Here is a 9,321-nt window from a genome sequence, read left to right as displayed (position 1 = left end):
TACGATCCGGCACCGACTGTTTTCTTCGGCGATCGGTCGTTCCCAACCCGTTTTGACCCGCGAGTTCATCGCGTCCCAACACTCGAGCACCGCGTCTGTACTGTCGATGCCGTTGCAGGCTCGTCGACAGTGGCGAGATCGATCACTGGTTCGCGCGAACAGCCTCGGCGAACCCACGAGTCGTGTCGCCCGGCTCGATTCCGAGCGTTGCGGCACGGTCGTTGACGTGGCTTAACACGCCAGTCTCCCACGCCGAGCGAGCGTCGCCGATGCGGGCTGTGGTCACGTCGACTGCCGCGGCGGGGATTCCGCGCCCGTCCATCGCCGCCAGGCGACCGATGCCAGCCCGGTCCTTGCCGACGCCGGCGTCGAACAGAGTGATCCCGGCGATCGCCGTCGGAACGTACGTTTCGAACTCGCCGGCGAGTCGCTCGCCGTGGCTGCCGGCGACTGTGATCGCACCCTCGTGAACCTCGTCGATGAGCCCGATCGAATCGACCGCCCAGATCGGGACGTCACCGTCGACGAGGACCGTTTCGGTGAGATCGCTCGAGGCCACGGTATCGACCGGGTCACCGCCGGCGTCGGACATCGCGGCAGCACAGTCGAGGGCCGGTTGTCCGATACGACATCCGATGTCGCTGGCACTGTCGTTGACGTGGCTGATCTCACCGTTGCGGGCCATATCGACCCCATCGGCGATTCGGGCGCTCCGATAGTCGACCGCCGCAGCAGGGCAGTCGAGTTCGTCGAAATACGACAGCGATTCGATCCCGGCTCCGTTCTTTCCACCGGCCGCATCGTTAAAGATGACGCCGGTGACACCCAGATCTGCGGCGTACTGTCCCGCAGAGAGACCCCCGTGGCTCCCGGCAAGTACGACCGATCCGGCCGCGTCGGTGGGTTGTGTGATACTATCGACGATACGGATGTCTCGAGGCACGATGAGAACAGTATCGAGCGGATTCGGCAAAAAGATTTCCTCGAGCTAGATGAGGAGAGATTCGGACCAATCGAAAGCGGGCGAACGACCGGACGGGCAAATTATCCGGAATGGGAAACGCTATGCACCGGCATGACCACATACTGTACGTTCGTTCGTGGGCACTGCCCGATTGAGGGGAGGGTCGAGACACTACACGAGCACGCTACAATGAGCACGTCCGCTCACATCCGTGGCCGAATCAGGTTTGCGATGACCGCCAGCCTCATCGACTCCGAACACGCGGATCAGCACCGCTGTAGTGTGACTTTCCCCGCCAAGCCGGCAGCGCACCGCGAAACGATTACTCACGTGCCGTACGAAACACATGTTCACGAAAATCCACCACATCGCGTTCGTCGTATCGGATATCGAAAACTCCATGGAACGGTTCGAGGCTAACTACGACATGGATCTGGTCAGTCGTGGCGAGATGACGGGGTCGTTCGCGATGGACGTCGCCCTTTACGACGCGGGAGGCAACATCGTCGAACTCATCCAACCCGCCGACGAAGAGGGATGGACCTACGAGATTCTGCAGGAGCGCGGCGAGGGGTGGTTCCATATCGCCTTCGAGGTCGACGATATCAGAGAGAGCATGAGGGCACTCGAGGAACGAGGAATTCGCGTCAAAGACGACGAACCGCAGGAGGGGTACGACTGGGAAGTCGTTACGCTCGACGAGCGGGACACGATCGTTCCGATGCAGATCGTCGAGGACTCGGGCTGAATCCGGTGCAGATCGTCGAGTTGCAAAACGTGGGTGTGTGCGAGCGAAACGGATGAGCCCGACGGCTCAGCGCTGTGGTTCGATGACCTGCTTTCCGAACGCACTCCGGCTCCGTATCGCCTCGAACGCCTCCACCGCGTCATCGAGTCCGTACGTCCCGCCTATTGCAGGCTCGAGCGTCCCGTCCGCAACGAGGGAGACGAGTCGCTCGAGATCGCGCTGGGTCCCCATCGTACTCCCGATCACACGCTTGTGGTCCCAGTAGAGGTCCCGAATATCGATTTCGGAGGTCCGGTCGACCGTCCGTCCGCAGATAACCATTCGACCGTCCCGTCCGAGCGTTTCGAGGCCGAGTGCCGTGTACGGCCCGCCGAGGTGGTTGAGTGCGACAGTCGGTTCGCCGATCGCTTCGATCGTCTCTCTAATCTTCTCGATCTCCGTCGACTGGATCGTGTGCGTCGCGCCGAGTTCGGAGAGTGTATCGAGTTTCGTTGAACTGCTCGAGGTGGCGATCGATCTCGCACCCAGTAGCTCGAGCAACTGGATTGCAGCGACACCTACCCCGCCCGTTGCGCCGGGGACGAAGACGAGGTCGCCCGGTGCAACGTCTGCTCGACGGAGCATGTGGTAGGCGGTCATATACGAGATCGGGAGTGCTGCCGCCGAGGCGGGCTCCACGTTCGAGGGGAGCGAAACGAGTCGGCTTGCATCGACGGTGCAGTACTCCGCGAAGCCGCCGTCGTAGATGCCAAACTCTACACAGCGATTTTCGGTACTGTCCCGGCAGAACCGACACGTACCACACGTGAGGTTCGGTGAGAGCACGACGCGGTCCCCGACATCGATGCTGCCCACATCCGAGCCGACGGCGTCGACCACGCCGGCAACGTCCGAGCCACCGACGTACGGCAGATCACTGTCGGCCACCCCCTGTAGCCCGGCAAGGTTCCAGAGATCACGTCGATTAACGCTGCACGCTTCGACGCGAACGACGGCGGCCGTTGCTTCGGGTTCTGGTTTTTCCTGTGCGATCGTTTCGATGCGCCCTGGCTCTCCGAGTTCGGTGTATGCTGCCGCTTGCATAGAGGCTAGTTTACACACACCAAGAAAAGTCATCGGATTCCGATACCGACCGTTCGGTAGCCCCTCGAGTCCACCGATCGGAGAGTCGACTCCGAACCGGTAGCCGACCGGTTACAGGATAGTGAACCCGCCGTCGACAGGGAGGGCAACGCCCGTGACGAACCCGGAGAGGTCTGACGCCAGAAACACCGTTGCCTTACCGACGTCCTCGGCCGTTCCCCAGCGACCCATCGGGATATCGTCCGCTGCACTCTGCTCGCGCTGGTCGCTGTCGGTCAGCGCTCGGATGCGCTCAGTTTCGGTCGGACCCGGACAGACGGCATTCGCTCTGATACCGTGTTCGGCCCCCTCCTGAGCAACGTGCTTGGTCAAGCCGACGACGCCCCACTTGGAGGTCGTGTAGTGTGCGCCGGCCAGAAGACTAACTCGAAGCCCGGCAGTCGAGGATACGTTGACGATGCGGCCACCGCCCTTCAGCTGGTCGTACGCCGCGCTCGTGCAGTTCTGCACCCCGGTCAGGTTCACGTCTAGCACCTGATCCCAGGATTGCGTGTCGATATCCTCGTACGACTGCGGATTGATAACGGCAGCATTGTTGACGAGCACGTCGAGCCCGCCGAGTTCGTCGACCGCTGCTGTTACGAGACGTTCTGCATCGGCCTCCTCGGAGACATCGCCGGCGACGGCCGCCGTCCGGACGCCATGGTCCGCTTCGAGAGTTGCAGCGGTATCCGTCGCAGCTTCCCCGTCGATGTCGTTTACCACGACGTTACAACCGTGCGATGCAAGTTGTGTTGCGATCCCTCGTCCGATTCCACGACCGGCGCCTGTAACGATTGCGGTATCTGCACTGAGTAGCTTTGTCATGCGCTCCATGCAATTGATAGATGCGTTGGTATTTAGATGTAGTGCCGTGGGAAAGCCGGAACTTCGAATGTCCGAGGGTAAACAGCCTCGCCGGCGAGGCAAACACTCTCCTCAACAGTACTACTGCCGATCGATCACCGGTCGTTTCGAAGCGTCAGAATCCTCCTCGCGTTCGAATAGGTAGGAGTTACCGGTCCGAAGTTAGCTGGCGAGTCGACGGTCCGTCACGATAATATCGCTTTCGTGTGATACACGAGATCGTCTCGGTTATATACATTCGTCACAGTCGAACTGGAAATGGAACCGTCGAGTCGGTAAAATTCACTGGACAGCGCTTACCTCAATGAATAATACATACAAATACGCGGCAAAACTGATCGACGAAGACGGCTTCAGTTCGAAAGCACGACTAATGTCTCGAAAGGGCTGATAGCAGATGGGTCCTCGAGCATGAACTCAGGAGCGATTTCCGTCAGGAGGTCTCAGGACCCGTGAATGGACGTTTTGGGTCGTTACAGGCGTGCCAGCACTTTGGATCGGTGGATGGCCGTCTGACGGAAAGTAGTATATAAATATTCGGCACTTGTGAACCGATGATGTCGAATCAGCACACCCAGAATAGATGCGACTCAACAACCTGATTCCCCTCCTCGCAGCAAATTGTGGACGGTACGATCGCCGCACCAGTAGAGCAGTCAAAAACGGGGATTACAACCATATATCCGTAATGCAACTGGCCGATCTACCGTCAGCCTCCGGCGTACAGCGAGCGAATATCCGACTCGAACGTGGTCGTTTCTTCACGTAGAACTGGGACCAGTTCTTCACGCAGCCGCCAGTCCGTATTCCGGTAGGACGGGCCACCGACGCTAAACGCCCCGAAGACGGACGAGTCGGGATGTCGAACGGTCATCGCGACCGCACTCAGTCCAGGCAACAGCTCCTCTTTGTTGACGGCGTACCCCTGCTCCCGAATCTCGTCGAGTTCTTCGAATAGATGCTCTCGGTCAGTGATCGTGTTCTCTGTTCGCTCCGGGAGCTCCCATCGGTCGATGATCTGCTCAACACGGTCGTCGGGCATCTCTGCCAGGATTGATTTTCCGGCGGCTGTAGAGTGCATATGAAACATGTTGCCGATGTCGTAAACCGGATCCTCTGGAACGCTTTCGCCCAGCAAAATGATCATCTTGTCGTTCTCGGCGACACAGAAGTTTGCGGCTTCGCTACAAGCGGTTGCAACCGCCTCTGCAGTTCGTTCTGCGTACTCGTACTCCGGTTTTCGACGCCTCGCGAACTCCCCGTAGGAAAAAAACAGCAGCCCGAGATGGTACTCGTTTCCCTCTTTTACTACCATCCCCCGGTTTTCGAGCGTCGCGAGATGCCCGTGAACGGTGCTTTGAGCGAGGTCGAGTTCCTCGCTGAGTTCAGGCATCGTCGCGCCCTCGAGTTGCCTGAGGCGGTCGATGATCTCGAGGGACGTCTCGGTGGTTCGTAACTGCCGTGACATCTGTGTTCGTCTCTCAGTATAGGATTGGAGGGTCTTAAACATTCGCACCTCGTGAATTTACTTACCGATGGTTGTTACGTGAGAAAAGTTCGAATGAATGTCTCGATACTTACGCACTCTGTATCGGAAGAAACTCGTTTTTGAAATAATTTTGCTTTCTGAGGAGGTTTGTTTACAGAGCCTGATTTTCACGCTCCGCGTACATAACTCCTGAATGGTGATTGCGTTATAGCTGCACAGAGTAATTAAGTCTGATGCAATACTACGAAGATTGCGTGCGCGGTTTGTCACCGATTGGTTATCTGATTATCCCCTAGTATTCTCGTTTGGGTACGAGCTTCTATCAAAATCTTCCCCATAGACAGCTATAATCATAGAAGTTAAAGATTTTGCGCAGGTAAGGCCACAAATAGCGACCGTGTTGCCGAAGTCCAGGCCATCAGCTAATATACGAGGTATAGAGAGGCGTTGACACCCACATATCAATTGAGTAGACAGATTTCAAAGTTCTCTCTAGTGCAATTGTATTGTGTAGTTACCAAAATACTACCCTCCGGCATATGTGTAAAATTTGCGAGTGTACTTCCGTTCAGCAGCGGCAATACAGCGATTGGCCGTCAGAATTCTTCGTTCGTCCACACGTTCGAATTTATCAGATTTCGTTTCGTGGTACTCAGTGGACATATAACATACATCGTTTCAGTTCGGACCCACCCATCGTTTCGGACTGAGCGGCCAGTAGTGAATCATGTCGGCAGATCTCTACGATTTGGCATCTGCTCGGCAGGCCGATCGTCAGTTTCGAACCAGTTCCCACACCAGTAGACCCTTGTAAGCTACCACGCCCTGCAGGGCGTGGCATTCAGCGTGGACTCCCGTTCTAACTGTGTAACACAGTAGGCGAATACTCGCCGTTCACGTTCAACGTCCCGCTGTTCAAGCGCACGCCTACGGGTGCGCCTCCACGCCCAGACTTTTGCTGGTCGCGGAGATACTTCAAGCCGATATTCTTCGCGGCGTTGTAATCCGCGTGAACCTCATACCCGCACTTCAGACAACCGAATTCATCCTGCCCGTTGTTGTGTGGGCGATTATCCTCGTGAGTGAAGCCACACTTCGAGCAACGCTGGCTCGTGTACGCCGGATTAATCTGCTTCACCACAAGCCCCTCTGATTCAGCCTTGTACGTGACGTACTCGAACAATCGGTGGAACGCCCACTTGTGAACCGCCTTCGCGTGCGGCAAGCGTTCGCGGATGCCTTTGAGTTGCTCAAACACGATATGCGTACAGTCGTTTTCGAGGGCTTCCTCAACGAGTTCATTCGAGATGGTGTGAAGCAGTTGCTCGAAGCGCCCAGTCTGCTTTCGACCGACTCGTTGGACATTGATATGCGCCCAGCGAGTCCCAGTCTGTTGGAGGTCGCCTCGACGTTTCTCGTACTCTCGATGCCAGTGGTTGAGTTCGCCGCCGCTCCAGAACCGCCCAGTTGAGGTGGTTGCGATGTTTGTGATACCGAGGTCAACACCAAGGACGGAGACGTGCTTGGCATCGCCTGTGTCGGCATCATCGTTCTCCACGGCGGGCTTTGTCCGCACGTGAAGGTAGAAACAATCCTCAACCTTGTCGTAGTGGAGCGTGGCCCCTTTCACGTCGTAGTTGTCGTTGAACAGGTACGCCGAGTGCGGCGTGTCCCGTTGTTCGTCAGGAAGGACGAACTCCGCAGTCACTCGTCCATCTATTGTGGCGAGTGTGGTGTGGTCGTTGTTGACGGTGACAGTTCTCGCGTCGTAGCTGGCGAACCGAGACGTGAACGCGGGTTTCGAGGCTTTCTTCCCTTCCTTCCAGCGTTCGATAACGCCTTTGACGGATTCTGCGGCGCGGTTTCGTGCGGCTTGTACGAGGTTGGCCGGGAGTGGTGAGTCGTCTCGAACGTCGTAGTACGTGAGGTCGTGGAGTTTTTGCTTGCTGGTGATTTTCCAGTCTGGTTCCCACGCTACGTCTACGACGTGGTTGGCGGCGTCGAGGAAGTGATCAGTTGTCTGGTGAAGAAGGTCAGCGGCACTCTCGTCCACATCGAGCTTGATGGGGACGGTTCGAGTGCTTGAGTCTTCCACCATCTGTACTTCATATGTAGTGGCATGTATTTATAATAGCTTGAGTTTGCGTGGGGGAGTCGGCCTGTAATCGAACGTGGGTTGTGTCAATGTTGTCGGCTTCCTCCCGCGCCTAAAGACGCGGGTTTCCGCCTTGCATTTATATGAAGACATAGAGTATCTTACGTATGGCCGTTATCGAACTCGAGGGGCTGACAAAGAACTACGGGGACGTTCTCGCCGCCGATGACCTGACGCTCTCGGTCGAGGCCGGCGAGGTGTTCGGCTACCTCGGACCGAACGGCGCGGGAAAGACGACGACCATTCGGATGCTTCTCGGATTTATCTCGCCGACCGCTGGAGCAGCGCAACTCCTCGGTCACGACGTCCGCGACCGGAAGGCGCTTATCGAGGCCAAACAACGGATCGGCTACCTCTCCGACGACCCGGGGTTCGACGAACAGGCGACGGGAGCAGAAATCCTCGAGCTACACGCCGCCGTTAAAGGCGATGAGCGCAGCGAAGAACTCCTCGAGTTGTTCGATCCACCCCTCGAGCGGCGGGTCCGCGAGTACTCCCGCGGCAACGTCCAGAAGCTGGGACTCGTGACGACGTTCATGCATGAACCGGAACTCGTGATCCTGGACGAGCCGACCAGCGGGCTCGATCCGCTGATGAAACAGCGGTTTTCCGAGTTCCTTCGCAGCGAGAAACAGCGAGGTGTGACGGTGTTTTTCTCCTCGCACATCCTGAGCGAGGTTCGGCGTCTCTGTGACCGCGTCGCCATTATCCGCGACGGGCGCCTCGTCACGGTCGATCCCATCGAAGCCCTGTTGACCCGGAGCGGAAAGGTCGTCCGTATCCAGGGGTCGACACCGATTCCGCTGGACGCCCTCGAACTCGACGGCGTTCACGACCTCGAGACGGGGGTCGCAAACGCCGGCGGCGACGTCGACCCCGCCTCGGCGTTCACCGAGTGTGCGTTCACGTTCACCGGCGACATCAACGTCCTGTTGCCGCGACTCACCGAGTACGACCTGGTCGATCTCTCCATCGAGGAAGCGCCGCTCGAGGACGTGTTCATGCGGTTTTACGGAGGTGAGAACGATGTTTGAGTTCCTGCGTTACGACGGCCGGAAGCGCCTCAAAGGGAGTCTCTACCTCACGGCCGGAATGGCGCTTCTCGCCGCGATGATCGTCTGGGTGTGGCCGTCGTTCGGTGATGCCTTCGATGGCGACGAATTCATGCAGGCCTATCCCGAGGAGATGCTCTCGCTGTTCGACATTCGGACGATGGCGTCCCTCGAGGGGTTCCTCGCGTTCGAACTCTACGTCTTCGGCTGGATTATCCTGCTCGGACTCTACTTCGCGTACAGCGCAGCGGGCGTGATCGCGGGCGATATCGATCGCGGACGGATGGACACGCTCCTCGCCCTTCCTGTCTCTCGTCGGCGACTTCTCGCAGAGAAATTCGCTGCCCTTGGCGTGCCGATCCTCCTGGTGAACCTCCTGATGCCGCCGGTCGTCCTCGTCGGCGGCTGGCTCGTCGACGAATCGCTGTCCGTCGCCGATATCTTTGCGGTCCACCTGCTGTCGATTCCGTACCTGTTCGCCTGCGCCGGGATCGGCCTCCTCTGGTCGGTCATCTTCGACCGCGTCAGCATCGCCCAGCGGGTCGCCCTCGGCGTCACCTTCGCCCTGTTCTTGCTCGAGTCGGTGCTCGAGGGAACGGATTACGAGGCCGTCGGTGCGATCGCGCCGATGCGGTACTACGACCCGAACGAAATCCTCCTCGACGGGACGTACGACCTCGTCGGTGCGACCGTTCTCGTGGCGATGACGGTCGGTCTCGTCGTCGTCAGCCAGTTCTGGTTCACTCGCAAAGACATCTGAACGATCGGCGAGGAACCGCTGGTCGTTCTTTCGAACGGTTCAGCCACCGACGAACAGACGTGCGCCCAGCAGAACGCCTATCACCGAACGGTCCGTACGCGCCACTGGTACACTTTTGCAATGGACGATCCGCCAGAATCTCCTCGCTATATTTCCTCACCGAA

At 58.1% G+C, this 9,321-nt stretch carries 8 protein-coding genes; 3 read left to right on the top strand and 5 right to left on the bottom strand.

Going from position 1 to position 9,321, the window contains the following annotated elements; all coding sequences use genetic code 11:
• Positions 1 to 142: 142 nt before the first annotated feature.
• On the bottom strand, positions 143 to 943 hold the full coding sequence (locus tag AC6I6S_RS18855) for a hypothetical protein (protein ID WP_497952347.1): 801 nt from the start codon (positions 941 to 943) through the stop codon (positions 143 to 145).
• A gap of 367 nt (positions 944 to 1,310) precedes the next feature.
• Between AC6I6S_RS18855 and AC6I6S_RS18850 the strand changes: the two genes are divergently transcribed.
• Complete coding sequence (locus AC6I6S_RS18850) at positions 1,311 to 1,712, top strand: VOC family protein (protein WP_497952345.1); 402 nt, start codon at positions 1,311 to 1,313, stop codon at positions 1,710 to 1,712.
• A gap of 66 nt (positions 1,713 to 1,778) precedes the next feature.
• On the opposite strand, the gene AC6I6S_RS18845 is transcribed toward AC6I6S_RS18850, so the two are convergent.
• The 4 genes from AC6I6S_RS18845 to AC6I6S_RS18830 all read right to left on the bottom strand — a co-directional run bounded on the left by AC6I6S_RS18845 (position 1,779) and on the right by AC6I6S_RS18830 (position 7,288).
• Complete coding sequence (locus AC6I6S_RS18845) at positions 1,779 to 2,795, bottom strand: alcohol dehydrogenase catalytic domain-containing protein (protein ID WP_497952344.1); 1,017 nt, start codon at positions 2,793 to 2,795, stop codon at positions 1,779 to 1,781.
• Between the two features lie 111 nt (positions 2,796 to 2,906).
• On the bottom strand, positions 2,907 to 3,662 hold the full coding sequence (locus AC6I6S_RS18840) for an SDR family NAD(P)-dependent oxidoreductase (RefSeq protein WP_497952343.1): 756 nt from the start codon (positions 3,660 to 3,662) through the stop codon (positions 2,907 to 2,909).
• A gap of 748 nt (positions 3,663 to 4,410) precedes the next feature.
• On the bottom strand, positions 4,411 to 5,169 hold the full coding sequence (locus tag AC6I6S_RS18835) for an IclR family transcriptional regulator (protein ID WP_497952341.1): 759 nt from the start codon (positions 5,167 to 5,169) through the stop codon (positions 4,411 to 4,413).
• Between the two features lie 880 nt (positions 5,170 to 6,049).
• Positions 6,050 to 7,288 (bottom strand): RNA-guided endonuclease InsQ/TnpB family protein, encoded by a 1,239-nt coding sequence (locus tag AC6I6S_RS18830; protein ID WP_497952340.1) that lies wholly within the window; start codon positions 7,286 to 7,288, stop codon positions 6,050 to 6,052.
• Positions 7,289 to 7,452: 164 nt separating this feature from the next.
• On the opposite strand from AC6I6S_RS18830, the gene AC6I6S_RS18825 reads away from it, so the two are divergent.
• Both AC6I6S_RS18825 and AC6I6S_RS18820 read left to right on the top strand, forming a co-directional pair.
• Entirely contained in the window at positions 7,453 to 8,379 is a 927-nt protein-coding gene (locus tag AC6I6S_RS18825) for an ABC transporter ATP-binding protein (RefSeq protein ID WP_497952338.1), read from the top strand.
• Positions 8,372 to 9,157, top strand: coding sequence for an ABC transporter permease subunit (locus AC6I6S_RS18820; protein WP_497952336.1), 786 nt, complete (start codon positions 8,372 to 8,374; stop codon positions 9,155 to 9,157). The genes AC6I6S_RS18825 and AC6I6S_RS18820 overlap by 8 nt, the downstream gene beginning before the upstream one ends.
• Positions 9,158 to 9,321: the final 164 nt, after the last annotated feature.

The sequence above is a fragment of the Natrononativus sp. DTA114 genome (assembly GCF_059736515.1).
The sequence above is the reverse complement of the archived record's forward strand: the minus strand, read 5'-3'. Positions and strand labels throughout refer to the sequence as shown.

Coding starts and splice junctions, on each gene's coding strand:
- AC6I6S_RS18825 (WP_497952338.1), top strand. CDS start 7,453: ATGGCCGTTATCGAACTCGAGGGGCTGACAAAGAACTACGGGGACGTT.
- AC6I6S_RS18845 (WP_497952344.1), bottom strand. CDS start 2,795: ATGCAAGCGGCAGCATACACCGAACTCGGAGAGCCAGGGCGCATCGAA.
- AC6I6S_RS18830 (WP_497952340.1), bottom strand. CDS start 7,288: ATGGTGGAAGACTCAAGCACTCGAACCGTCCCCATCAAGCTCGATGTG.
- AC6I6S_RS18850 (WP_497952345.1), top strand. CDS start 1,311: ATGTTCACGAAAATCCACCACATCGCGTTCGTCGTATCGGATATCGAA.
- AC6I6S_RS18820 (WP_497952336.1), top strand. CDS start 8,372: ATGTTTGAGTTCCTGCGTTACGACGGCCGGAAGCGCCTCAAAGGGAGT.
- AC6I6S_RS18835 (WP_497952341.1), bottom strand. CDS start 5,169: ATGTCACGGCAGTTACGAACCACCGAGACGTCCCTCGAGATCATCGAC.
- AC6I6S_RS18840 (WP_497952343.1), bottom strand. CDS start 3,662: ATGACAAAGCTACTCAGTGCAGATACCGCAATCGTTACAGGCGCCGGT.